Here is a 23,579-nt window from a genome sequence, read left to right on the forward strand (position 1 = left end):
AAACATGAAGCTGAGACAGTTGGGCGCGGTTTGCGCCATGGGGCTTGGCCTTACGGCGACTGCCGCATTGGCCGAATATCCCGAACGCCCCATCAACATGGTCATTCCCTATGGCGCAGGCGGCGCGACCGATATTTCGGCCCGCACAATCGCAGAGCCGCTGGGCACCGTGGTCGGTAAGCCTTTGGTCATGTCGAACATCACCGGGGCAGGGGGCGCCACAGGATCGGTCGCGGTGCAAAATGCCAAGGCGGACGGCTATACCATGCTCTTCGCGCGTGTCGGCTCGCATACCGTCAACCCGGCGATGAAGGCGACGCTGCCCTATACGCTTGACGATTTCCGCTTTGTCACGGTTTATGAGATCAACCCCGTTGCCTGCGCGGTGCGCCCAGATTCCGGTATTGAGACGATCGAGGATTTGGTCTCACTGACAGAATCCGAAGGCACCAGCTTCAGCTCTTCCGGTGTCGGCTCTATGCTGCATCTCGCGGCGGTCATGGTGCTGGATGAGTTCGGCGTCGAGAACCCGCTCGACAAGGCGATCCACATTCCCCAAGGCGGCGGTGGCGAGGCGGCAACCGCCGTTCTCAACGGAACCGTGACGTTCATCTGCACCAACACATCAGCTCTTGCCAATTTCGTGGCCAATGGTCAGTTGAAGCCGATCCTCGTAACCACCGCCGAACCGGTGCCGGGCTTTGATGCGCCGACCGCCGTCGACCTGGGCAAACCTGATCTGACGCAATTGGTCGGCTGGACCGGGATCGCCGGGCCGGATGATCTGCCTGACGATGTAGCCGCAAAATGGGGTGAATGGATGGCTGCGGCTGCGGGAGACGAAAAATTCATTGCACAGATGAGCGCACTTGGGTCGGTCATCAATGTCATGAGCCCCGAGGAGGCCAATGCCTTCATTCAGACGCAATATGAAACCTTCCGCGCGCTGGTCGATAAACTCGGCATGCGCATCGAAGGCTGAAGGCACTCGCGAACGTCGGTCGGGCACCGCGATGCCCGGCCGCTCAAGGCCTGCAATCTGATCGGGGAGGATCAGGGTGAACAAACGCGCAATTCAGGTGCAACTGGGCATCGGCGCCTGTGTGGTCTGTGTTTTTCTGATCCTATATGCAATTCCCTATTGGATCTCCGCACCGAGCAATATGCGTAACATCGTGCTGTCGCCCAGGTTCTGGCCCTATGCAATCGCCGGTTTGACGGGGTTGGTCGGAGTCGGAATGTTGTTTGCGAACCGCAAGGCGAATGCGGATGACGCGCCTGTCAATGACCCGATCCAAGACCCGCGGGCGGGGTTAATCCGGCTGGCGGGCATGGCGGTATTGATGGCCGTCACCTTCTGGCTTTTGCCACGCATCGGCATGGTATGGGCCACGATGCTGGCTTTTGCGTCGCTCGCTTTTCTGGTCAAGACGCGCCATCCCAAAACCGCTTTGATTTGCGCATTGGCGGTGCCGCTCTTGCTTTATGTCTTCTTTGCTCATGTTGCGGGTGTCGCCATTCCGCAGGGCGAATTTGTGAGGCTGCCATGAGCGTGATTGACAGCATCATGGCCGGTCTTGCGCTGGTTGGAAACGTCGAGGCGATTGTGTCCTTGGCGATAGGTATCGTGATCGGTGTGATCGGTGGGGCAATTCCTGGGATTTCGGCGACAATGGCGGTGGCTCTGACACTGCCCTTTACCTTTCCTATGCAGCCGATCAACGGAATCCTCTTGCTTTTGGGGGTCTACAAGGGCGGCATATTTGGCGGCTCGATCCCGGCCATCTTGATCAAGACACCAGGCACGCCCGCCTCGTCGGCCACAGTCTTAGACGGGCATCCTATGGCGGCGCGTGGCGAGGCGGGGCGCGCGCTGGGCATGGCGCTCTGGGCGTCTTGCACGGCGGATCTGATCTCGAATCTCGCGCTGATCCTTTTCGCGGGCTGGCTTGCCTCTTTCGCGCTCAGCTTTGGGCCGCCGGAATTTTTTGCGCTTATTCTGTTCTCGCTCACGATCATCGCGGGCGTGTCGGGCGAAAGCCTCCTGCGCGGCGCTCTCGCGGCGCTTTTGGGGCTGCTCTTGGCAACCATTGGCCTTGATCTTGTCTATGGCACCAATCGCTTCACCTTTGGCGATCCCAACCTGATGGGAGGTCTGAATTTCATCGCCGTTCTGATCGGACTCTTTGCCATCCCCGAGGTCATAAACATGGTTTGGAATCCCACCGGTCATATCGGCAAGGTGCAGGCCCTGGGCGGTAAATGGGTCACGTTCGCCGAATATAAGCGCTGCTTCCGTTCCATCGTGCGCGGCAGTTTCATCGGTGTCTTTCTGGGCGCGATCCCTGGTATCGGCGCGGCCCCCGCGGCCTTTCTGAGCTATTCCGAGGCCCGCCGCAAATCCCCCAACAAGGCCAATTTCGGCAAGGGTGAGATCGAGGGCGTCGCCGCCTCGGAGGCAGGCAATAATGGCGTGGCGGGTGCCACTCTGATCCCGCTTCTGGCCTTGGGCGTGCCCGGCGATGTGATCACCGCCATCATCATCGGGGCCTTTATGGTGCATGGATTACAACCGGGACCGATGATGTTCGTGATGAACGTCGATATCATATACGGCCTCTTCATCGGCCTCATCTTTTCCTCTGGCTTGCTCTTGATCGTGGGGGGCTTGGCAATTCGCGGTTTCAAGCCCGTGGCTGACATCCCGAAGCGTATCCTGATGCCGATTGTCCTTGTGCTGTGCATCTACGGCGTCTTTGCGGTCAACAACAACATCTTTGACGTTGGCGTTATGTTCGTGATGGGTTGGGTGGGGTTCGTCATGTCCCGCTATCATATTCCCGCCGCCCCCTTCCTGATCGCCTTCATTCTGGGGCCCCTGCTCGAGGATAATTTCCGAAAATCCATGCTGATGTCTGGCGGTTCACCCGATGTGCTTTTGCGGGGGCCAATCACGTGGTTTTTCTGGGCCTTGACCCTGATCGCGGTCCTTGCGATTGCGCGAGGCACGCTTGACAAGGCGCGAGACAAGGGCTGAAATCGTCTGGCATTTGACAATCCTTCTTGGTTTTTCTGCGTGATAAGATTTTCGTGACAGGCCCTCCTGGGGCTATGAAAGCACGGGTTCCCTTCATATATTCAGAAATGAAGATATAATCGTTGGGTGCGCCTGACGAGCTTTTGCCACGGCGAGAGAGGAAGAAAAATGACCGGTGTAGAAACCGAATTTACCCCGCTTATGTCATTCGCGGGTGGTGTGTTGATTGGTTTGTCAGCGGTGTTGCTGATGTTTTTTCAGGGCCGGATCATGGGGGCCACCGGCATTCTGTCGGGATTAATTACGGGCGGTGTACCGGGCGACAAGAGTTGGCGTGCGGCGATGGTCGTGGGCATGATCGCCGGACCGCTTGTGGTGCTGGCGTTGACCGGACAAATGCCAGAGGTCGAGGTGCCGATCAGCCTGCCAATGATCGTGATCGGCGGGTTCATCGTGGGGATCGGCGTGACTTTTGGGTCTGGCTGTACCTCGGGGCACGGGGTTTGCGGGCTTGCGCGGCTCTCGCCCCGGTCCTTTGTGGCCACGCTGACCTTCATGGTGGTGGCTATTTTCACAGTTTATGTCATTCGTCACGTGATCGGAGTCTGAGCCATGCGCATTCTTTCTGCCCTGCTTGTCGGCCTTGTCTTTGGCGTGGGGATTGCCATCTCTGGCATGATCAACCCGGCCAAAGTACTCAATTTCTTTGATATTGCCGGGACATGGGATCCGAGCCTGATTTTTGTCATGGGGGGTGCGCTGCTGACCACGTTTATCGGCTATCGCCTTGTTCTCAAACGCCCCGGCCCGATTGTCGAGGCGGAATTCAAGCTGCCGACCAACACAGTGATCGACGCTCGCCTGATCGGGGGATCGGCGGTCTTTGGCCTAGGTTGGGGCATCGCCGGATTTTGCCCCGGCGCGGCGGTCCCGGCCCTTGGCTCTGGCAGATACGAGGTTTTGGCCTTTGTCGCAGCACTCTTGGCCGGGCTTTGGGTGGCCAAGATGATCCAGACGAAACAGGCAGACAGAAGGGTCACGGCATGATGGACTATCCTGTGAACATGGGCGTGACGCCCGAAGTCAAGGCGTTCTTTGACGAGGCCACGAATACCATCAGCTACGTGGTCAAGGACCCCGGCTCCTCCGCCTGTGCTGTGGTTGACAGCGTAATGGATATCGACATGGCGGCGGGGCGGATCACCTATGATCATGCTGATGCCATGATCGCCTATATTGAGGATCACGGCCTCAGCCTCGATTGGATCATCGAGACGCATGTCCACGCTGACCATCTCTCGGCGGCGCCCTATATTCAGCAGACGCTGGGCGGCAAAATCGGGATTGGTGAGAAAATCCTTGTCGTGCAGGAAACCTTTGGCAAGATTTTCAACGAAGGCACCGAATTTCAGCGTGACGGTAGCCAGTTCGATGCGCTGTTCAAGGATGGCGACACCTACAAGGTCGGGCAAATGACCTGCTTTGCCATGCACACGCCCGGACATACGCCCGCCTGCATGGTGCATGTGATGGGCGATGCGGCCTTTGTCGGCGATACGCTCTTTATGCCCGATGGCGGATCGGCCCGCGCGGATTTCCCCGGCGGTGATGCTGGCGAACTCTATGACAGCATCCAAAGGGTGCTACGCCTGCCTGACGATATGCGTCTCTTCATGTGCCACGATTATGGCCCCAATGGCCGCGACATTCAGTGGGAGACCAGCGTGAGGGCGGAGAAAGCGCATAATATCCATGTCGGCGGCGGCAAAACTCGCGAGGAATTTGTGAAGTTCCGCACAGAGCGTGACGCGCAGCTTGCCATGCCGCGGCTGATCTTGCCCTCCTTGCAGGTCAACATGCGGGCGGGCGAAGTACCCCGTGACAGCGACGGCAATCCGATGCTGAAATTGCCGGTCAACCGGCTCTGAACAAACGCCCAGACAAGCAGGGAGAGGCCGAAATGAACCCTAGCCAAGTCGGTCGCTTCCTGCCCATTCTGGACTGGGGCCGCCATTATTCGCGGCACCTGCTGACCGATGACGCTTTGGCAGCGGTGATCGTGACGATCATGCTGTTTCCGCAATCTTTGGCCTATGCGCGTCTTGCTTGTTTGCCGCCGTGGCTGGCGCCATTCTGCTGACGCGCGGTTTCGGAGTTGAAACCGGAGTTTCTGCCGGTTTGATCCTCTCTATCGGTCTGCACCTCTATCGCAGCTCCCGACCTCATATTGCCGAAGTGGGCCTTGTTCCCGGAACCCAGCATTTCCGCAATAACCTGCGCCATCAGGTCCTGACCGATCCTGCGGTTGTGACCTTTCACCCCGATCAAAGCCTCTATTTCGCCAATGCCCGTTTTGTTGAGGATCACGTTTTTGCGCGCGTGCATTCCGGGGGCCGGTGAGCGATGTGGTTCTCATGTGTTCCGCCATCAATGAAATTGACCTGAGCGCGGCCGAAACACTGGAACAGATCAATAAACGGCTCAAGGAGATGGGCATCCGCCTGCATCTGTCAGAGGTCAAAGAGCCAGTGATGGACCGGCTGTGCCGCGCGCATTTCCTGAGCGATCTCACAGGCCAGATATTTCAGGCGCAATACGACGCCTTTACGGTCCTCAGCCCCGATGCAGTGGCGGGCGATCAGGCAAAGCCGGTGATGAGCTGACGCAATCCAATCGCCGCACCTACAAAGATTGCGGCAAAGGTAACAGGCGCGCTGAAAGACAGAACGGAAAAGGCGGAAATCCCCTGACCGACGGTGCAACCAAAGGCCAGCACCGCGCCGAAGCCCATGCAGACCGCCCCCAACATCTGCCGACGCAATTCCCGCGGATCCTCACAGGCTTCCCATCGGAAATGGCCTTTTATAAGGCTGCCGCAAAACGCACCGGCCAGCACACCAAACACTGATGCCACACCAAAGCTGAGGCCGCCACCGCTTGCCGTCATCAAAAAGATGATGGTTTCCCCGAGCGGCGCGGAGAATGTATGCGTCTGCACTGGCTGCGGCATAAACCCATACGTGGCCACCCAAGACGTGCCGAACCAACCCGACGTGACCGCAATTCCAACCATCGCCCCCCAAAAGAGCGCACGGCGGTTTTGCAGAAAGTCGCGTGAGGCAAGCGCCGCCAAACAGATCAGCGCCGAAATCCCCAATCCCACCCAGATCATCGGCAGCCCGGTGACCGCGCCCAGAACCTGCGCGTAGGACTGGTTCTCGAACGCGGGGCTTGTCGCCTCTGTCGCTAAGATGCGAAACCTCGCAAAGGGGCCGGACATCATCACATAGGCCGAAATCCCCATCACAAGAACGATCACGAACGCCCTTAGATCACCGCCGCCAAATCGGGCAAGCGCGCCAAATCCACAATTTCCGGCAAGCGACATGCCGTAGCCAAAGAGCAGGCCGCCCGAAACACTGGCCAGCGGTGACCATGGCGTGATCCAATAGGCATTGGCTGAAATATCGAAAAGGTCGAGCCCTGCCAGCCCAAAAGCCGTGATCCCGGCCACCCCAATGGCCAGCCCCCACATCCGCAAACGCGTATCGCTCTGCTGATAAAGAAGATCCTCGATCGCGCCCAGAGTACAGAAGCGCCCCACGCGTGCCGCGAGCCCAAGGACCATGCCGCCGGCAAAACCAAAAAACAGGATGATCATGGGTTCAGGGATGCCGCCGGGCATGATGCTCCTCCGTTTGACGCTGGCAAGGTCGCGCTGCGTGGATCACGGTTGCTTGCAAAACAGATCGTAGACCACTTCGAGCATCTGTATCGCGCGGCGGTCTGTCAAACGGTAATAGATAGCCTTGCCCTCTCGCCGTGGTGTTACCAGACCTTCCAGACGCAAGCGTGAGAGTTGCTGAGACACCGCCGCCTGTCGCGCCGAGAGCAGATCCTCAAGCTCGGTCACGCTCTTTTCCCCGGTTGCGAGATGACACAGGATCATCAAACGCCCTTCATGGCTGATCGCCTTGAGGAACTCAGCCGCTGTATGCGCCAGATCAAGCATCGCTTCGATGCTCTCGTCAGACTTATCCATCAGGGAAGGGGGAGCGCGGCGCAACATCGGGATCACGGCGCCTTGGTGGCATCGGGGTGCGCGTCCAAAAGCTGTGTCAGAAGAAACCAGAAGAACTCGTCGCCCGCATAGCCTTCGATCCGCCCCAGTTCCCGACCGTCCTCGACCAGAACAAAGGTCGGGGTAAAGATCGGTCGACTGCGAAAGGCAATGTCTTGGGGCAGCGCGTTGATCTGCACCCGGCGCAGGGGTGCGCGCGCGCCTTCCGTGGTCTTGGGGTAGGCCGGAGCAATCTCGGCATTCCATCGCTCGCACCAATGACAACCATGCCGCTCGACCATGACCAGCTCAGCCGCCGACAGCGGACCAATCAGGCCGAATGTCAGGGAGAGGCTCACGAGAAAGGCAACGAGCGTATGCATCGGTGTTCCGATTGACGGACAGAATAAAACATATGATAGTTTGAATATGTATGCGGATCAACCCGTCTGAGGATGCCCGATGTTCGATGTCTCACTGCTTAGCGCCTTTGTCGGGGGATTGATCGTCTTTTTCTCGCCCTGCGTGCTGCCAATCGTGCCTTTTTACCTCAGCTATATGGCTGGGGCGTCGATGTCCGAGATCAGCGCGGAGGGTCGTCTTGCTCCGGGTGTGCGCCGTCGCGCCTTTGCCGCGTCAATCATGTTTTCTGCGGGAATCATCACGGTTTTTGTGTTGCTAGGCGCCGCAGCTTTTGGCCTAAGCCAGGCGTTCCGGGGATTTCAGACAGAGTTTCGCATGTTTGCCGCGCTTGTTGTGCTGATCCTCGGACTGCATTTTCTGGGCGTGCTGCGCATCGGCTTTCTCAACCGGGTGTTCCAGATGGATGCCGGCGACACCAGGAATATGTCGGTTCTCGGGGCCTATGTGGTGGGGTTCGCGTTTGCAGCCGGCTGGACGCCCTGTGTGGGTGGCGTGCTGACGGCAGTGGTCTTTACCGCCAGCACCGAGGCCACGGCGATGAAAGGGCTGGCGCTCCTCTTGGTCTTTGGTCTCGCCATGACCACGCCCTTCATGGTGGCCTCGCTCTTTATCGGACCGTTTCTGCGCTTTGCCGCGAAGTTCCGCCGTCACCTGCCCAAGGTCGAAAAAGCAATGGGGCTGCTCTTGATCGTCTTTGCGGCGCTCATTGCGACCGACAGCGTCAATTATATCGCCCAATGGATGCTGGAGACCTTTCCAGCCTTTCAAAACATCTGATCGAGGAGAAGCATGATGACAAGAATGTTGACCCTGCTGGCCGCCGCCCTGTTCGCAATGCCCGTCGCCGCGGTGGAACTGGGCGACGACGGCCTGCACAAGACGGACTGGATGCGCGACACCTTCAAGGACCTGCGTGAGGACCTGGCTGATGCCAATACCGAGGGCAAGCGCTTGATGGTGATCATCGAACAGCGCGGGTGCATCTATTGCACCAAGATGCATGAAGAGGTGTTTCCCCGTCCAGAAATTGCCGATTTCATCCGTAATAATTTCTTTGTCGTGCAGCTCAATTTGCACGGCGATTTGGAGGTTGTCGATTTCGACGGTGAATCACTGTCTGAGAAACAGGCCGCGCGCAAATGGGGACTGCTCTTTACGCCGTCGATTCTGTTTCTACCCGAAGAGGTGGCAGAGGATCAGACAGCCGCACAGGCAGCGGTGGCAATGATGCCCGGTGCCTTTGGCCCGGGAACCACGTTGGACCTGCTCACTTGGGTGCAGGAGAAACGGTATTTGCTTGATACCGAAGAAGATTTCCAACGCTATCACGCGCGCCGCATCGCCGAACGCGAAGCCGAAAAATCGCAGTGAGCATGTGCGTGAGAATACATTAAATTCAAGAATACGAATTTATTGTTGTGTGGTCGCGCGATTGTGTTCTATGATATACAAAAATCTGAATGTGTTAGGGAGGACGCATGAAACGATCAATTCTCACGGTGTCGCTGATTTGCGCGACAATGAGCGCGTCAGCGGCTGAAGTCGCACCGACAAATGTGAAATTTACCGATGGCGCGATTGCAGAATCCCTGACGGGTGTTGCAGGCGACCCCGTCGCCGGGCGCGAAGTGCTTGGAAGTCGCTCGCTTGGTAACTGCGTGGCCTGCCACCAGGTTACCGATCTGAGCGACGTCCCGTTTCACGGTGAGATCGGCCCAATGCTGGATGGCGCGGGCTCTCGATGGAGCGAGGCCGAACTGCGCGGCATCGTCGCCAATGCCAAGATGATGTTTCCAGAGTCGCTGATGCCCTCTTTTTACCGGACAGATGGGTATACGCGGCCGGGGAATGCGTTCACGGGAGAGGCGGCAGACAGCACCTTTGGCCCCCTGCTGACCGCGCAGCAAGTTGAAGATGTGGTCGCCTATCTGGCGACCCTCAAAGAGTGATCGCGCCCCAAGCGTGACCAAGATCAGGAGTTTGACAAAATGACACTGACACGACGCAACGTGATGATCATGGGGGCAGGGGCCTTTGTCGCCTTTGGCCTTCCCATGCGCGCCACCGCAGCAGGCGAAGACCGTATCGCCGAATTCACGGGCGGGGCCGCCATGGCCGATAGCGGGATCACATTGACCGCCCCCGAAATCGCCGAGAACGGAAACACGGTGCCGATCGAGGTCGCGGCCCCTGGTGCTGTCGAAATCCTCGTGCTGGCTATGGGCAACCCGACGCCCGGTGTTGCGACCTTCAAATTCGGCCCCTTGGCTGCATCGCAAACTGCCTCAACCCGCATCCGTTTGGCGGGTACGCAGGATGTGGTGGCAATCGCCAAAATGAGCGACGGCTCCTTCGCCAAGGCATCGAGCAACGTCAAGGTTACAATCGGCGGCTGCGGCGGCTGAGGCTTAGGTAGGAGAAACGAGAATGGCACAAGACGTAACACCCCGCGTCAAGGTCCCGAAATCCGCAGCCGCAGGCGAAGCGGTCACGATCAAGACCCTGATCAGCCACCCTATGGAATCCGGTCAGCGCAAGGATAAGGAAGGCAACATCATCCCGCGCTCGATCATCAATCGGTTCACCTGTGAGTTCAACGGTCAGAGCATCGTCGACGTGACCATGGAACCCGCGATCTCGACCAACCCTTACATCGAATTTGCCGCCACAGTGCCCGAAGCCGGTGAATTTAAGTTCACTTGGTACGATGACGATGGCTCGGTCTACGAAGACACCAAGCCGATCGCGCTGAAATAAGGGTCAATCGTCAAGGGAGGGACGAGAATGAAAAGAACAGGACGCATTACCGGTCTGATTGGCGCAGCCGCGCTTTTGGCGGGTGCGGCATTTGCCGGACCTGTGGATGACACGCTCGTCGTCAACGAAGAGATCGAGATCATCACGCGCACCGCAGCGCCGGCACATTTGTCGGATGCGTTGGACGAAGTTTTGTCCGGCTGGCATTTCCGAAACGATGACACGCGCTCGATGCAGGCCGATGATTTCGACAATCCCGGCATGATATTTGTCGAGAATGCAATGACCGCATGGGAAACCGCAGAGGGCACCGAAGGCAAGTCTTGCGCAAGCTGCCATGGTGATGCGGCCGAGAGCATGAAGGGCGTCCGGGCCGTCTATCCCAAGTGGAATGAGACCGCTGGCGAAGTGCGCACGCTTGAAATGCAGGTCAACGCCTGCCGAACAGAGCGGATGGGTGCTGAAAAGTGGAAATATGGCGGCGACGACATGGTCAACATGACCGCACTCTTGGCTTCGGTATCGCGCGGCATGCCGATCAACGTCGCGATCGACGGCCCGGCTCAGGCCACTTGGGAAATGGGTAAGGAAATGTACTATACCCGGTATGGTCAGCTTGAGCTGTCCTGCGCCAACTGCCACGAACAGAATTACGGCAACATGATCCGTGCGGATCATCTAAGCCAAGGGCAGATCAATGGTTTCCCGACCTACCGCCTCAAAAACACCAAGCTGAACGGGGCGCATAACCGTTTTAAAGGGTGCATTCGCGATACGCGTGCGGAAACCTTTGCCGAAGGCAGCCCCGAGTTTATCGCCTTGGAGCTTTATGTTGCCTCGCGCGGAAATGGTCTGTCGGTCGAAGGTCCCTCGGTCAGAAACTAATCGGGACACCCCGCCTGGCTGCGTGTCGGCGGGGTTTTCCATATCCAAAAACATTCAAAAATCCGCATGTGATAGGTGCGGGAGTTGGAAAGGTCCATCATGATCTCGCGGCGTGATTTTCTTCAGACGAGCATGGCTGCTTCTGCCATTCTTGGGGCATCTTCCTTTGGTAACTGGGCGAAACTGGCGGCGCAGCAGGCGTTGACTCAGGACCAGCTTTTGCAATTCGACACCTTTGGCAATGTCAGCTTGATCCATATCACCGACATTCACGCCCAACTCAAACCGATCTATTTCCGCGAGCCGTCGATCAATATCGGCGTGGGCGAAAACAAGGGGGCCGTGCCGCATGTCACCGGTGCGGATTTCCGCAAACTCTACGGCGTCGACGATGGCAGCCCCACGCATTACGCCCTGTCGGCTGGCGATTTCAGCGCGCTTGCGCAAGCGTATGGCAAGGTTGGCGGCCTCGACCGGATGGCGACGGTTATCAACGCCATTCGTGCCGATCGTCCCGATGCAATCCTGCTGGATGGCGGCGATACCTGGCATGGTTCCTACACCTGCTACCACACCGCTGGTCAGGACATGGTCAATGTGATGAACGCATTGAAACCTGACGCGATGACCTTTCACTGGGAATTCACGTTAGGGTCCGCCCGTGTGCAGGAGATTGTCGAGAACCTCCCCTTTGCCGCGCTCGGGCAGAACATCTTTGATGCCGAATGGGACGAGCCGGTCGATATATTCCCACCCTACAAGTTCTTCGAGCGTGGCGGGGTCAAGATCGCAGTCATCGGTCAGGCCTTTCCCTATATGCCCATTGCCAATCCGGGCTGGATGTTCCCGGAATACAGCTTTGGCATCCGTGACGAGAACATGCAGGCGATGGTAGACGAGGTGCGCGGGCAGGGAGCCGAGCTCGTTGTCTGTCTCAGCCACAATGGCTTTGACGTGGATAAAAAGATGGCCAACCGTGTCACCGGAATCGACGTGATCCTGTCGGGGCACACCCATGACGCCCTGCCGGAACCTGTGCTGGTGGGCGAGACAATCATCGTGGCCTCTGGCTCTAACGGCAAATTCGTCAGCCGCGTTGATCTCGATGTGCGCGATGGGCGCATGATGGGCTTCCGGCACAAGCTGATCCCGATCTTCTCCGACGTGATCGAGCCGGATAAAGAGGTCGCTGCTCTGATTGACGCGCAGCGCGCGCCGTATCTCGACCAGTTGAGCGAAGTGATCGGCAAGACAGACAGCCTGCTTTATCGTCGTGGCAACTTCAACGGTACATGGGACGATCTGATCTGCGACGCGCTCTTGTCCGAGCGCGAGGCCGACATCGCCATGTCCCCGGGCGTCCGCTGGGGGCCAAGCTTGATCCCCGGTCAGGACATCACCCGCGAGGACATCTTCAACGTCACCTCGATGACCTATGGCAAGGCCTATCGCTCTGAAATGACCGGTGAATTCATCAAGGTCATTCTCGAGGACGTGGCCGACAACATCTTCAACCCCGACCCTTATTATCAACAGGGTGGCGATATGGTCCGCATCGGCGGCATGGGCTATCGGATCGACATTAACCAGCCGCAGGGCAGCCGGATAAGCGACATGACCCTGCTCAAGACAGGCGAAGCGATTGATCCTGCGAAATCCTACGTGGTCGCTGGGTGGGCCTCGGTCAATGAAAACACTGAAGGCCCCGAAATCTGGGATGTGGTCGAGAGCCATATCCGCAAACTCGGCACGGTCAGTGTCACCCCCAACAACAGCGTCCAAGTAATTGGCGCGTAACGACTTGCTGAAAGGAGGCATTTGAAATGTCAGGGACATTCAAAGGCAAACCCACCTCCCGGCGCGCCTTTCTGCGCGGTGGCGTGGCAGCGGCGGCCGGGGCCGTTGCGGCTGGGGCCGCAAAATCCGCCACCCCGGATCCGTTGATCACTGAAGTGCAGGATTGGGCCACCAGCCTGGGCGACGGGGTGGATGCAACGCCCTATGGTCTGCCAATCGAGTATGAATCGGATGTCGTGCGGCGCAATGTGCCATGGCTCACCGCGGATCCGATCAGCTCGATAAACTTTACCCCCATTCACGCGCTCGATGGCACCATAACGCCGCAGGGCTGTGCCTTCGAGCGGCACCATTCCGGCGCGATCGACCTCAAGAAAGAGGACTATCGCCTGATGATCAACGGCCTCGTGGATACGCCGCTGGTCTTTACCTACGAAGACCTAGAGCGTTTTCCGCGCGAGAACCATGTTTATTTCTGCGAATGTGCCGCCAACACCGGCATGGAATGGGCCGGCGCACAGCTGAACGGCGCGCAGTTCACCCATGGCATGATCCACAACATGGAATACACCGGCGTCCCCCTGCGCACCCTGCTCGAAGAGGCGGGATTGGACGCGGCGGGCGATCTCAAGGATAAATGGGTCTATGTCGAGGGGGCGGATGCGTCTTCGAATGGCCGCTCGATCCCCATGGCCAAGGCGCTTGGCGATTGCCTTGTTGCGTTCAAGGCTAATGGCGAGGCGTTGCGCAAAGAGCATGGATATCCCGTGCGCCTTGTCGTGCCCGGCTGGGAAGGCAACATGTGGGTCAAGTGGTTGCGCCGCATCGAAGTGACCGATGCCGCCGTCGAGAGCCGCGAAGAAACCAGCAAATACACGGACACGCTGGAAGATGGCACAAGCCGTAAATGGACCTGGGTGATGGATGCCAAATCGGTCATCACCTCGCCCAGTCCGCAGTCGCCCATCAAACATGGCACGGGTCCGCTTGTGATTACAGGTCTGGCATGGTCCGGTCATGGCGCGATCACCCGCGTCGACGTGTCCAAGGATGGTGGCAAGACATGGGAAACCGCGCGTCTTGCCAAGCCGGGCGAGGCCAAAGCGCTCACCCGTTTCTACCTCGATACCACTTGGAATGGCGAAGAGATGTTGCTTCAGAGCCGGGCCATGGACGAGACCGGATATATCCAGCCCACCAAGGCGCAGCTGCGCGAGGTGCGCGGCCTGAACTCGGTCTATCACAACAACTGTATTCAGACATGGTGGGTGCGGCCCAACGGGGAGGCAGAAAATGTCGAAGTTTCTTAAGTTTACGCTGGTCACGGGATTTGCCCTCAGCGCCACGGCAACTGCCATCTGGGCTGGGGAATACGGCCTTGGGCGCCCTGCCCTGCCCGAGGAAATCGCGGCGTGGGACGTGAAGGTGATGCCCGACGGGCGGGGCTTGCCCGAGGGGTCTGGCGATGTCTGGACTGGCGACGAGGTATTTGGCGAACATTGTGCGGTCTGTCATGGTGACTTCGCCGAAGGTATCGGCAACTGGCCGAAACTGGCCGGTGGGGCCGACACGCTCGACCGGGACGATCCGCTCAAGACGGTTGGGTCCTACTGGCCGCATCTTTCGACCGTGTTCGATTACGTCAACCGATCCATGCCGTTCGGCAATGCGCAGAGCCTGACACCCGATGAGGTCTATGCCATCGTTGCCTATATCCTGTATTCCAACAACCTTGTGGACGACGATTTCGAGCTGAGCCATGAAAACTTCATGGATGTGGAATTGCCCAACGCGGGCGGCTTTATCGTCGATGATCGCGCCGTGACGGAATATGCCATCTGGCATGGCGAGCCCTGCATGGAGAATTGCAAGGAAAAGGTCGAGATCACGATGCATGCGACCGTTCTCGACGTGACACCCGATGAAGGGGGCGCTGCGGAAGAGGCAAGCGCGCCCGACCCGGTTGAAGTGGCCGAGGCCGCGCCGGAGCCAGCTGCCGAACCAGAGGTGGCCCCGGCCGCAGAGGTCGCAGCGATTGATCCGGCGCTGATCGCCGCTGGCGAAAAGGTGTTCAAGAAATGCAGCGCCTGCCATCAGGTCGGGGAGGGGGCGACAAATCGTGTCGGGCCGGTCCTCAATGGGGTGATGGGGCGTGCCGCGGGCGCGGTCGAGGGGTTCAAATATTCCGACGCGCTTCAAACCATGGCGACGGACGGTCTGGTCTGGACCGACGAGACGCTTACGGCATTTCTCGCCAATCCGCGTGGCTTCATGAAAGGCACCAAGATGAGCTTTGCAGGCCTCAAAAAGGATGAGGACCTCGCTGCAATTTCCGCTTATCTTTCGAGCTTTAGTCAGTAGACTTAGGCCATGATAGCGCGCCGCCTCTTGCCGATTGCCCTGACCGCGATACTGGCGGCAGGTGCTCTGCGCGCCGAATTGGCTGGTGATGCCGAGGCAGGCGCTGCGTTGTATGGACAGTGCAAAGGGTGCCATGAAATCGGGAAGGGGGCCGAAGACCGTATCGGCCCCCATCTCAATGGCCTCTTCGGGCGTCGCGCCGCATCGCATGAGGGCTTTGCCTACTCCGCCTCGATGCAGCGGGCCGGGGTTGATGGGTTGATCTGGGGTTTTGACACGCTCGACGCCTATATCGAGAATCCCCGCGCCCTTGTATCCAAAACGCGGATGAGTTTTCGGGGCATCAAGGACGCCCAAGACCGTGCGGATCTCATGGCCTATCTGCGCAGCTTTTCCGCAGACCCTGCGAATATCCCTGAGGCCGCGCCGACCGCACGCGGCACAGATCACACCGTTGATCCCGCTATCCTGGCGATACAGGGCGATCCCGAATATGGCGAATACCTCTCAAGCGAATGTGTAAGCTGCCATCAGGCCGATGGATCGAGCGAGGGTATCCCCTCGATCACCCGCTGGCCCGAAGAGGATTTTGTGGTCGCCATGCATGCATACAGAGACCAACTGCGCCCCCATCCGGTGATGCAGATGATGGCCGGACGCCTGTCGAACGAGGAGATCGCGGCATTGGCGGCCTATTTCAAGGACCTCGACTGATCTGAGGTCCATTCAGGGAGGACTGAACATGACATTGAACCGACGCAAGTTTATTGCCGTGGGCGCGGCTACGGCTGCCAGCCTGTCAGCACCGCATGTGCTGGCAGATAATCATGGCAAACCCCGTGTTGTGGTGATTGGGGGCGGATCAGGCGGCGCCACCGCCGCCCGCTATATCGCAAAGGACAGCAAGGGTGCGATTGACGTGACTCTGGTCGAACCATCTCGCACCTATTTCACCTGCTACTTTTCCAACCTCTATATCGCAGGCTTTACCGATCTAGAGGACATTTCCCACACCTATGGCACGCTTGCGGCCAAGTACGGGATCAACGTCGTGCACGACTGGGCCGTCGATGTGGACCGCGACGCCAAGACCGTCAGTCTCGCAGGTGGTTCCGTGTTGCCCTATGACAAACTGATCCTCAGCCCCGGCATTGATTTTGTCGAGGGGGCCGTGCCCGGCTGGTCGGTCGCCGCGCAGAACAAGATGCCCCACGCCTACAAGGCCGGATCGCAGAGCGAACTTCTGAAGGCGCAGGTCATGGCCATGCCCGAGGGCGGGCGGTTCGCCATGGTTGCCCCGCCTAACCCATTTCGTTGTCCGCCGGGGCCCTATGAGCGGATTTCGATGGTCGCGCATGTCCTCAAGCAGACCAACCCGACCGCCAAGATCCTGCTGGTCGACCCCAAGGAAAGTTTCTCTAAACAGGCTCTGTTCGAAGAAGGCTGGGAGCGCCACTACAGCGGCATGATCGAGCGGGTCGGTCCGGATTTCGGCGCAACCAATGTGACCGTCGATCCCGAGGCGATGACCGTGGACATCGACGGATCGGTCGAAAAGGTCGACGTCTGTAACGTCATCCCGGCGCAAAAGGCCGGGCGCATCGCCGACATGGCAGGTGTCACTGATGGCAACTGGGCGCCGGTCAATGCGGCGGATATGTCGTCCAAGGCTGACCCGGATGTGCATGTTCTGGGCGACTCGGCGCAACAGGGTGATATGCCCAAGTCAGGTTTCGCCGCCAATTCGCAGGCCAAGGTCTGCGCCATGGCGGTCCGCGGCGCGCTGACCGGTTCCAAGGTCTTTCCGGCGAAGTTCACCAACACCTGCTGGTCCCTCATCGCCGCAGACGACGGCGTCAAGGTGGGGGCCACCTACGAGGCTACGGCAGAGAAGATCGCCAAGGTCGATGGGTTCATCTCGCAGACCGGCGAGGATGCCGCGACCCGCAAGGCGACATACGAGGAATCCGTGGGCTGGTATGCCGGTATCACGGCCGACATGTTCAACTGAATGCGCGCGAACACCACTCTGAAAGAGGAGATATTTCCATGAAACGGTTACTTTGCGTCGCTGCCATCAGCGTGTTGGCGACACCCGTACTGGCGGGGGATCAGGCCACCACTTACCCCTATGACGGCAGCTTTGACGATGCCACCTTTGCCGTCGAAAGTGCGATTGTCGGGCGTGGGCTGGTGATTGACCTCCAAAGCCACGTCGGCGAAATGCTGAACCGCACCGGCGCGGACGTGGGCAGTGATGTGAGGATTTTCGACGCAGCGGATATTTTCCTGTTCTGTTCCGCCACCCTCTCGCGCGAAGTGATGGAGGCAGATCCGATGAACATCGCGCATTGCCCCTATGGCATCTTTGTCGCCGATCAGGGAGGCGAAGTGCTGATCGGCTATCGCAACTATCCCGAGGGCGAGATGCAGAAGGTGCAGGCAATGCTGGACGACATCGTTCAAGAGGCTTTGCAGTAAGCCATTTCAACCGGGCCGCTGCGACGGCCCGGTTGACGCATGTCAAGGCGCACGAACCCTTGTCTTGATATCTGATCGCATCATTTCTGGCGGGGCGGCGCATGCTTGAATCCTTGATAGACAGATTTGGCGACGGGGCGGTTTTGGCCATGGCGGGCGCGCTTGTCGGTGTGCTTTTCGGGGCTGCTGCCCAACATTCCCGTTTTTGCCTGCGTGCCGCCACAGTCGAGGTGGCCGAGCGCGGTTTCGGACCGCGCCTCTCGATCTGGCTCATTGCCTTTTCAGCGGGGGTCGCATCTGTTCAGGGCGCGATTGCCCTAGGCCTGCTCGATGTGTCCGAAGCCCGACCCCTGGCCGCAACCGGCAGCATTTCGGGGGCCATTATCGGCGGGTTGATGTTTGGCGTGGGCATGATCCTTGCGCGCGGTTGTGCCAGTCGCTTGCTCGTGCTCGCGGCCACCGGCAATCTGCGCGCCATCGTGACGGGGCTTGTTCTGACCCTCGTGGCGCAATCGGCTTTGCGTGGGGTGCTTGCCCCTGCGCGCGAGGGATTGGCGAGCCTCTGGCTCGTGCCGGGGGGCGACACGCGCAATATACTGACACTCATTGGAATGGTGCCGGGCATGGCAATGCTGATTGCGGCATTGGTTTTGGTGGGCGGCTTTCTCCTCGCCTATCGGCGCGATGTGCGTCCCAGCCACGCCATTGCAGCCGCTTTGGTGGGCTTTGCGGTGGGTCTTGGCTGGTTGCTGACCTATGTCATTGCCCAAACGTCCTTTGAAGTGGTCGAAATCTCTTCCGTCACCTTTACGGGTCCGTCCACCGACACGCTGATGGGACTTGTCAACAGCACCACCCTGCCGCTTGGGTTTGGTGTGGGCCTTGTGCCCGGGGTCTTTACAGGGGCCGCCGCCATGGCCATCCTGACCCGTGAATGGAAGATCGAGCGCTTTGGCCCCGATACACCGATGGAGCGCTACCTGATTGGTGCGGCACTGATGGGCTTTGGCAGCATGCTTGCCGGGGGCTGTGCTGTTGGTGCCGGTATGTCGGGTGGGTCGATATTCGCCTTGACCGCCTGGGTGGCCGTGACCTGCATGTGGATCGGGGCGATGGCCACGCATCTTGTGATGGCCGGACGCGCGCTGCGCCCGGCCACAACCTAGGTCCTTTTTCAGGCCGCAGCCTTCATCAAGCCTTCGTTGCGGATTTGCTTTTCCGCCTGATCGAGCGACATCCAGGCGCGTTCGATCAGCGTGTCGATCTCGGATTTCGAGATGACCAGCGGCGGCGAGATGATCATCCGGTCGCCGACGTGACGCATCACGAGATTGTTGGCAAAACACCGCTCGCGGCAGATATAGCCCGCCGTGCCCGGTTCGGATGCAAACTTGGCCCGGCTCGCCTTGTGCGGGGTCAGCGCCAGCGATCCCATCATCCCGATGATCCGCGTCTCGCCCACCATCGGATGATCGGCCAGCGTGTTCCACTTTTCCTGCAGATAGGGCCCGGTGTCCGTCGCCACACGCTCGATGATCTTTTCCTCTTCGAGAATGCGCAGGTTCTCGAGTGCCACGGCACAAGAGACGGGATGCCCGGAATAGGTGTAGCCGTGGTTGAATTCGCAGGCGTTGATCACCTTGGCCACCCGGTCCGAAACCAGAGACCCGCCAATCGGCGCGTACCCAGAGCTGAGCCCCTTGGCGATGGTCATGATATCGGGCCGGATGTTATAGGTCTGGCTGCCAAACCAGTTGCCTGTGCGACCAAACCCGCAGATCACCTCGTCTGCGATCAACAGAATACCGTATTTGTCGCAAATCCGCTGAATTTCGGGCCAATAGCTGTCGGGGGGGATGATCACGCCGCCCGCGCCCTGCACCGGCTCGGCGATGAAGGCCGCGACGCGGTGCGCGCCCAGTTCCTCGATCTTGGCCTCAAGCTGACGCGCGCGTTCCAGGCCGAACGTTTCGGGATCGGTATCGCCGCCCTCGGCATACCAATGCGGTTGGTCGATGTGACAGATGTTGGGGATGGGCAAGCCGCCCTGCGCGTGCATACCCGACATTCCACCAAGGCTGCCACTGCCCACGCTAGAGCCGTGATAGGCATTCTTGCGGCTGATGATGACATTGCGTTCCGGCTCGCCCAATTGTGCCCAATAGGTGCGGACCATGCGAATATTCGTGTCATTTGCCTCAGACCCGGACCCGGCATAGAACACATGGTTGAACCCTTCCGGCGCCAGCTCTGCCAGCTTGGCCGAGAGCGCGATAGCGGGCACGTGGCTCGTTTGGAAAAACGTGTTGTAGAATGGCAGCTCCATCATCTGTCGCGCGGCCACATCAGCCAATTCCTTGCGCCCATAGCCGATATTGACACACCAAAGCCCGCCCATACCGTCGAGGATCTCGTGCCCCTCGCTATCCGTCAGGGTCACGCCCTTGGCGCGGGTGATGATCCGCGCGCCCTTGGCCCCCAGTTGATCGCCATGGGTAAAGGGGTGCATATGATGCGCGGCATCCAGCGCCTGCAATTCAGCGGTCGGCATATGGTTTGTAATCATCGTCATGGCAGTCCCTTTCCCGAATCGGTTCAGCCACGCATGCGCGGCCCTCACCACAAAAATATGATCAAATTATCCAGTGTCAATCGAATCAGTAGAGCGCGCCGGATCTCTCCAGTGAATGGCGCACTTGCTCCATTCCCTGGATCACGTCTTCGCGAATAGCGCGGGCGGCAGCCTCAGCATCGCGGGCATGCATTGCGGCCAACATATCCTTGTGTTTGTCCGGCAGGTTCTGGGTGCCCATGCGTCCACAGACCACTCGCAATGACGGCCCGAACCGGAGCCAGAGACCATCCGCGACATCAGCCAGAATGGGCGCCTGTGCTATTTCATAGAGCCGCTTGTGAAAGCGGTAGTTCAATTCGAGATAGACCCGCAGATCGCCGCGCAGGATCGCACGATCCAACTCGTCATCCAAATCCGCCAGCCAATCCAGATCCTCAAGGCTGGCGCGCTCTGTCGCACGCAACGTCAAATAAGGGTCAAGCCATTGCCGTGCATAGATCAATTCGCTGATGTTATCCGCCGTCAACAGTGGCACTGATACTCGGCGATTTCCTTGAAATTCCAGGGCGCCCTCTGCAATCAGGCGACGGATTGCCTCGCGGACGGGTGTCATGCCCGCGACCAAGCGCTCCGAGAGGCCTTGGATGGTTACGGCCTGTCCGGGAGCCAGATCACCAAACAGCACCAAATCGCGCAGTTGCCGATAGATTACCTCGTGCGCAGGCAGGCGCGACAAATCCCCGTCGATCGTGCTGAATTTCTGTGCGGCGTTGGTCATCGGCAAGGCAATCCAATCAGGCATCTCAATGTCTGGCCTTGCGAGTTTAGCCTGTGCATGAAAACATTACCATATTGCCATAAGCGGAAAATTTTGATCAAATCCGCAACAAGGCAGACACATGCCGACCAACGGGAGAACATGATGCGAAATCTGATACTGACAACAACCGCGACTATCGCGCTTGGGGCGTTCGCCGCTCAGGCCCAAGAAGTGCGGGTTTACAACTGGTCCGACTACATCGACGAAGAGTTGCTGACCAAGTTTGAGGCGGATACCGGGATCAAGCTGATCTATGACGTCTTCGACAGCAACGAGGTTCTGGAAACCAAGATGCTTGCAGGAGGATCGGGCTATGACGTTGTTGTGCCGACGGGCACCTTCCTGCAACGCCAGATTCAGGCCGGTGCCTTCCAGAAACTGGACCTCTCCAAACTACCCAATCACCAAAACATGTGGGACGTGGTCAGCAGCCGCACAGAACAGTACGATCCCGAAAACGCCTATTCGATCAACTATATGTGGGGCACCACCGGTATTGGTGCGAACGTCGGAAAGGTCAAGGAACTGCTGGGCGAAGACGCGCCCCTCGATAGCCTCGAACTGGTTCTGAATCCCGACAATATGGCCAAACTGAGCGACTGCGGCGTGCACTTCCTTGACGCTCCCACAGAGATGATCCCGATGGCACTGAAATACATCGGCGAAGACCCCAACAGTCATGACCCCGACGTGATCGCTAAGGTTGAGCCCGTGCTGATGGCAATCCGTCCCTATATCCAGAAATTCCATAGTTCCGAGTATATCAACGCGCTGGCAAATGGTGACATCTGCGTGGCTGTCGGTTGGTCTGGCGACATTCTACAGGCGCGTGATCGCGCTGCCGAGGCCGACAATGGTGTCGAAATCGTCTACAACGCCCCCAAGGAAGGCGCGCAAATGTGGTTCGACCAGATGGCGATTCCGGTCGATGCCCCCAACCCGGACGCCGCGCATGTGTTCCTGAACTTCATCATGGACGCACAAAACATGGCCGCCGCGTCGAACTATGTCTATTACGCCAATGGCAACAAGGCGAGCCAGGAGTTCCTTGTTGAAGACGTGATTGGAGATCCGGCGATCTACCCGTCGGAAGAGGCGCTGAACAACCTCTTCACCACCACACCTTATGACGCCAAGGTTCAGCGCGTCGTGACCCGTCTCTGGACCAAGATCAAATCCGGCACCTGACCTGAACAGGCACATCGCTCGCGCATGGCCAGGCCCTGCGCGGGCACTCTCAAACAGTCGGGGGCAGGTATGGCACAAGTCGTTTTCGAGCCTTGGAATGATCCCAAGGCAAAGCCACTTATCCAATTCAAGGGCGTAACCAAGCGGTTTGGTGAATTTACCGCGATCGACAATCAGACATTCGACATCTACGAGCGCGAGTTCTTTGCGCTTCTTGGCCCATCGGGGTGTGGCAAGACCACGATGATGCGGATGCTGGCGGGGTTCGAGAAACCGACCGAAGGCAAGATCCTGCTTGCTGGTCAGGATCTGGCACCCATCCCCCCCAACAAGCGCTCTGTGAACATGATGTTTCAGTCCTATGCGCTGTTTCCACATTTGTCGGTCTGGGAAAACATCGCCTTTGGCCTAAAGCGCGACGGCAAGCCCAAGGACGAGATCGCCGCGCGCGTTGAGGAAATGCTCAAGCTCACCCGGCTGCAGCAGTTCGCCAAGCGCAAGCCGCATCAGATCTCTGGTGGTCAGCGACAGCGCGTGGCCCTTGCCCGCAGCCTTGCCAAGGCACCCAAGCTTCTGTTGCTCGACGAGCCGCTTGGTGCACTCGATGCCAAGCTGCGTCAGGCGACCCAGTTCGAGCTGATGGACATACAAGAGAAAACCGGCACCACCTTTGTGATCGTGACCCATGATCAGGAAGAGGCCATGACCGTGGCCAGCCGGGTGGCGGTGATGGACAATGGCCGCATCATTCAGGCGGACACGCCCGCCCGCATCTACGAGATGCCCAATTCCGTCTATGTGGCCGATTTCATCGGCGAGGTCACGATCATCCCCGGCACCGCGCGCAAATCCGGTGAGGGATATGAAATCAGCTATGCCGAGGGCATGACGCCGCTCTATGCCGAAACAGAGACCGCGTTTGAAAACGGCGAGACCTGCCATATTGCTCTGCGCCCCGAAAAGGTGGCGATCAGCGCCGAAAAACCGGAAGACCGCCGCAATGCCGTGCAGGGCAAGATCATCGACATTGCCTATCTCGGCAATCTCTCGACCTATCACGTGGCCTTGCCGAATGGTCAGATGATCAAGGCACAGACCGCCAATACACGCCGCCTGTCCCGGCGCGGCTTTACTTGGGAAGACACCGTCTGGCTGTCGTGGACCGACACAGCCGCCGTGCTCTTGAAAGGGTAGG

Annotated in this window: 27 protein-coding genes and 1 pseudogene; 23 read left to right on the plus strand and 5 right to left on the minus strand. The window is 58.8% G+C overall.

The window, feature by feature from the left end; genetic code table 11:
* Positions 1 to 4: 4 nt before the first annotated feature.
* The 8 genes and pseudogenes from ROSMUC_RS18770 to ROSMUC_RS18800 all read left to right on the plus strand — a co-directional run.
* On the plus strand, positions 5 to 982 hold the full coding sequence (locus tag ROSMUC_RS18770; RefSeq protein WP_037276853.1) for a Bug family tripartite tricarboxylate transporter substrate binding protein: 978 nt from the start codon (positions 5 to 7) through the stop codon (positions 980 to 982).
* A 76-nt stretch (positions 983 to 1,058) separates the two neighbouring features.
* Positions 1,059 to 1,550 (plus strand): tripartite tricarboxylate transporter TctB family protein, encoded by a 492-nt coding sequence (locus tag ROSMUC_RS18775; protein ID WP_037276235.1) that lies wholly within the window; start codon positions 1,059 to 1,061, stop codon positions 1,548 to 1,550.
* Positions 1,547 to 3,037: a tripartite tricarboxylate transporter permease gene (locus ROSMUC_RS18780; RefSeq protein ID WP_037276236.1), complete on the plus strand. Its 1,491-nt coding sequence runs from the start codon at positions 1,547 to 1,549 to the stop codon at positions 3,035 to 3,037. The genes ROSMUC_RS18775 and ROSMUC_RS18780 overlap by 4 nt, the downstream gene beginning before the upstream one ends.
* A gap of 168 nt (positions 3,038 to 3,205) precedes the next feature.
* Positions 3,206 to 3,646, plus strand: a complete 441-nt coding sequence (locus ROSMUC_RS18785) for a YeeE/YedE family protein (protein WP_037276241.1) — start codon at positions 3,206 to 3,208, stop codon at positions 3,644 to 3,646.
* Positions 3,647 to 3,649: 3 nt separating this feature from the next.
* Positions 3,650 to 4,084, plus strand: coding sequence for a DUF6691 family protein (locus tag ROSMUC_RS18790; RefSeq protein WP_037276243.1), 435 nt, complete (start codon positions 3,650 to 3,652; stop codon positions 4,082 to 4,084).
* Positions 4,081 to 4,965, plus strand: coding sequence for an MBL fold metallo-hydrolase (locus ROSMUC_RS18795; protein ID WP_075571771.1), 885 nt, complete (start codon positions 4,081 to 4,083; stop codon positions 4,963 to 4,965). The genes ROSMUC_RS18790 and ROSMUC_RS18795 overlap by 4 nt, the downstream gene beginning before the upstream one ends.
* A 32-nt stretch (positions 4,966 to 4,997) precedes the next feature.
* A complete protein-coding gene (locus ROSMUC_RS21495) occupies positions 4,998 to 5,177 on the plus strand; it encodes a hypothetical protein (protein ID WP_052115449.1) in 180 nt (59 codons plus the stop codon).
* Positions 5,147 to 5,700 (plus strand): annotated as a pseudogene (locus tag ROSMUC_RS18800) (STAS domain-containing protein); the annotation flags it as partial. The gene ROSMUC_RS21495 and the pseudogene ROSMUC_RS18800, both read left to right, overlap by 31 nt.
* On the opposite strand, the gene ROSMUC_RS18805 reads toward ROSMUC_RS18800, so the two are convergent.
* From ROSMUC_RS18805 to ROSMUC_RS18815, 3 genes are read right to left on the minus strand one after another with little or no spacing between them, the layout of a single operon-like run.
* Complete coding sequence (locus ROSMUC_RS18805; RefSeq protein WP_037276246.1) at positions 5,676 to 6,722, minus strand: YeeE/YedE family protein; 1,047 nt, start codon at positions 6,720 to 6,722, stop codon at positions 5,676 to 5,678. The pseudogene ROSMUC_RS18800 and the gene ROSMUC_RS18805 sit on opposite strands and share 25 nt — an antisense overlap.
* A 42-nt stretch (positions 6,723 to 6,764) precedes the next feature.
* On the minus strand, positions 6,765 to 7,079 hold the full coding sequence (locus ROSMUC_RS18810) for an ArsR/SmtB family transcription factor (RefSeq protein WP_037276248.1): 315 nt from the start codon (positions 7,077 to 7,079) through the stop codon (positions 6,765 to 6,767).
* Positions 7,080 to 7,111: 32 nt separating this feature from the next.
* Positions 7,112 to 7,480: a thioredoxin domain-containing protein gene (locus tag ROSMUC_RS18815; RefSeq protein ID WP_052115452.1), complete on the minus strand. Its 369-nt coding sequence runs from the start codon at positions 7,478 to 7,480 to the stop codon at positions 7,112 to 7,114.
* 79 nt (positions 7,481 to 7,559) lie between these two features.
* Here ROSMUC_RS18815 and ROSMUC_RS18820 point away from each other — a divergent pair, with 79 nt between their 5' ends.
* The 13 genes from ROSMUC_RS18820 (at position 7,560) to ROSMUC_RS18880 (ending at position 18,967) form a co-directional block, all read left to right on the plus strand.
* On the plus strand, positions 7,560 to 8,297 hold the full coding sequence (locus tag ROSMUC_RS18820; RefSeq protein WP_037276250.1) for a cytochrome c biogenesis CcdA family protein: 738 nt from the start codon (positions 7,560 to 7,562) through the stop codon (positions 8,295 to 8,297).
* A gap of 15 nt (positions 8,298 to 8,312) precedes the next feature.
* Positions 8,313 to 8,891, plus strand: a complete 579-nt coding sequence (locus ROSMUC_RS18825; RefSeq protein ID WP_037276858.1) for a thioredoxin family protein — start codon at positions 8,313 to 8,315, stop codon at positions 8,889 to 8,891.
* Between the two features lie 107 nt (positions 8,892 to 8,998).
* The gene (gene soxX, locus ROSMUC_RS18830) at positions 8,999 to 9,469 is read left to right on the plus strand and encodes a sulfur oxidation c-type cytochrome SoxX (protein ID WP_037276251.1); all 471 of its coding nucleotides are present in this window, start codon (positions 8,999 to 9,001) and stop codon (positions 9,467 to 9,469) included.
* Positions 9,470 to 9,508: 39 nt separating this feature from the next.
* The gene (gene soxY / locus ROSMUC_RS18835; RefSeq protein ID WP_037276254.1) at positions 9,509 to 9,925 is read left to right on the plus strand and encodes a thiosulfate oxidation carrier protein SoxY; all 417 of its coding nucleotides are present in this window, start codon (positions 9,509 to 9,511) and stop codon (positions 9,923 to 9,925) included.
* 22 nt (positions 9,926 to 9,947) lie between these two features.
* On the plus strand, positions 9,948 to 10,277 hold the full coding sequence (gene soxZ / locus ROSMUC_RS18840) for a thiosulfate oxidation carrier complex protein SoxZ (RefSeq protein ID WP_037276257.1): 330 nt from the start codon (positions 9,948 to 9,950) through the stop codon (positions 10,275 to 10,277).
* Between the two features lie 27 nt (positions 10,278 to 10,304).
* Positions 10,305 to 11,162 carry a sulfur oxidation c-type cytochrome SoxA gene (gene soxA, locus ROSMUC_RS18845; protein WP_037276260.1) on the plus strand — a complete coding sequence of 286 codons (858 nt, stop codon included), beginning with the start codon at positions 10,305 to 10,307 and terminating at the stop codon, positions 11,160 to 11,162.
* Between the two features lie 99 nt (positions 11,163 to 11,261).
* Positions 11,262 to 12,959 (plus strand): thiosulfohydrolase SoxB, encoded by a 1,698-nt coding sequence (soxB, locus tag ROSMUC_RS18850; protein ID WP_037276263.1) that lies wholly within the window; start codon positions 11,262 to 11,264, stop codon positions 12,957 to 12,959.
* A gap of 26 nt (positions 12,960 to 12,985) precedes the next feature.
* Entirely contained in the window at positions 12,986 to 14,269 is a 1,284-nt protein-coding gene (soxC, locus tag ROSMUC_RS18855; RefSeq protein WP_037276264.1) for a sulfite dehydrogenase, read from the plus strand.
* Positions 14,253 to 15,320, plus strand: a complete 1,068-nt coding sequence (locus ROSMUC_RS18860) for a c-type cytochrome (RefSeq protein ID WP_037276265.1) — start codon at positions 14,253 to 14,255, stop codon at positions 15,318 to 15,320. The genes soxC and ROSMUC_RS18860 overlap by 17 nt, the downstream gene beginning before the upstream one ends.
* A 9-nt stretch (positions 15,321 to 15,329) precedes the next feature.
* Positions 15,330 to 16,034 (plus strand): c-type cytochrome, encoded by a 705-nt coding sequence (locus ROSMUC_RS18865; protein WP_052115453.1) that lies wholly within the window; start codon positions 15,330 to 15,332, stop codon positions 16,032 to 16,034.
* Between the two features lie 28 nt (positions 16,035 to 16,062).
* Positions 16,063 to 17,331, plus strand: a complete 1,269-nt coding sequence (locus ROSMUC_RS18870; RefSeq protein WP_037276266.1) for an NAD(P)/FAD-dependent oxidoreductase — start codon at positions 16,063 to 16,065, stop codon at positions 17,329 to 17,331.
* 38 nt (positions 17,332 to 17,369) lie between these two features.
* Positions 17,370 to 17,801 carry a DUF302 domain-containing protein gene (locus ROSMUC_RS18875; protein WP_037276268.1) on the plus strand — a complete coding sequence of 144 codons (432 nt, stop codon included), beginning with the start codon at positions 17,370 to 17,372 and terminating at the stop codon, positions 17,799 to 17,801.
* Positions 17,802 to 17,902: 101 nt separating this feature from the next.
* A complete protein-coding gene (locus ROSMUC_RS18880) occupies positions 17,903 to 18,967 on the plus strand; it encodes a YeeE/YedE family protein (protein ID WP_037276269.1) in 1,065 nt (354 codons plus the stop codon).
* Positions 18,968 to 18,975: 8 nt separating this feature from the next.
* Here ROSMUC_RS18880 and ROSMUC_RS18885 read toward each other — a convergent pair whose 3' ends face one another.
* Positions 18,976 to 20,373 carry an aspartate aminotransferase family protein gene (locus ROSMUC_RS18885; protein WP_037276270.1) on the minus strand — a complete coding sequence of 466 codons (1,398 nt, stop codon included), beginning with the start codon at positions 20,371 to 20,373 and terminating at the stop codon, positions 18,976 to 18,978.
* Positions 20,374 to 20,458: 85 nt separating this feature from the next.
* Entirely contained in the window at positions 20,459 to 21,154 is a 696-nt protein-coding gene (locus ROSMUC_RS18890; RefSeq protein WP_102106047.1) for a GntR family transcriptional regulator, read from the minus strand.
* A 141-nt stretch (positions 21,155 to 21,295) separates the two neighbouring features.
* On the opposite strand from ROSMUC_RS18890, the gene ROSMUC_RS18895 reads away from it, so the two are divergent.
* Together ROSMUC_RS18895 and ROSMUC_RS18900 are read left to right on the plus strand one after the other, a co-directional pair.
* The gene (locus ROSMUC_RS18895; RefSeq protein WP_037276274.1) at positions 21,296 to 22,384 is read left to right on the plus strand and encodes a polyamine ABC transporter substrate-binding protein; all 1,089 of its coding nucleotides are present in this window, start codon (positions 21,296 to 21,298) and stop codon (positions 22,382 to 22,384) included.
* 69 nt (positions 22,385 to 22,453) lie between these two features.
* Positions 22,454 to 23,578: an ABC transporter ATP-binding protein gene (locus ROSMUC_RS18900; protein WP_037276275.1), complete on the plus strand. Its 1,125-nt coding sequence runs from the start codon at positions 22,454 to 22,456 to the stop codon at positions 23,576 to 23,578.
* Position 23,579 lies beyond the last annotated feature (1 nt).

The sequence above is a fragment of the Roseovarius mucosus DSM 17069 genome (assembly GCF_000768555.3).
Classification (GTDB): domain Bacteria; phylum Pseudomonadota; class Alphaproteobacteria; order Rhodobacterales; family Rhodobacteraceae; genus Roseovarius; species Roseovarius mucosus.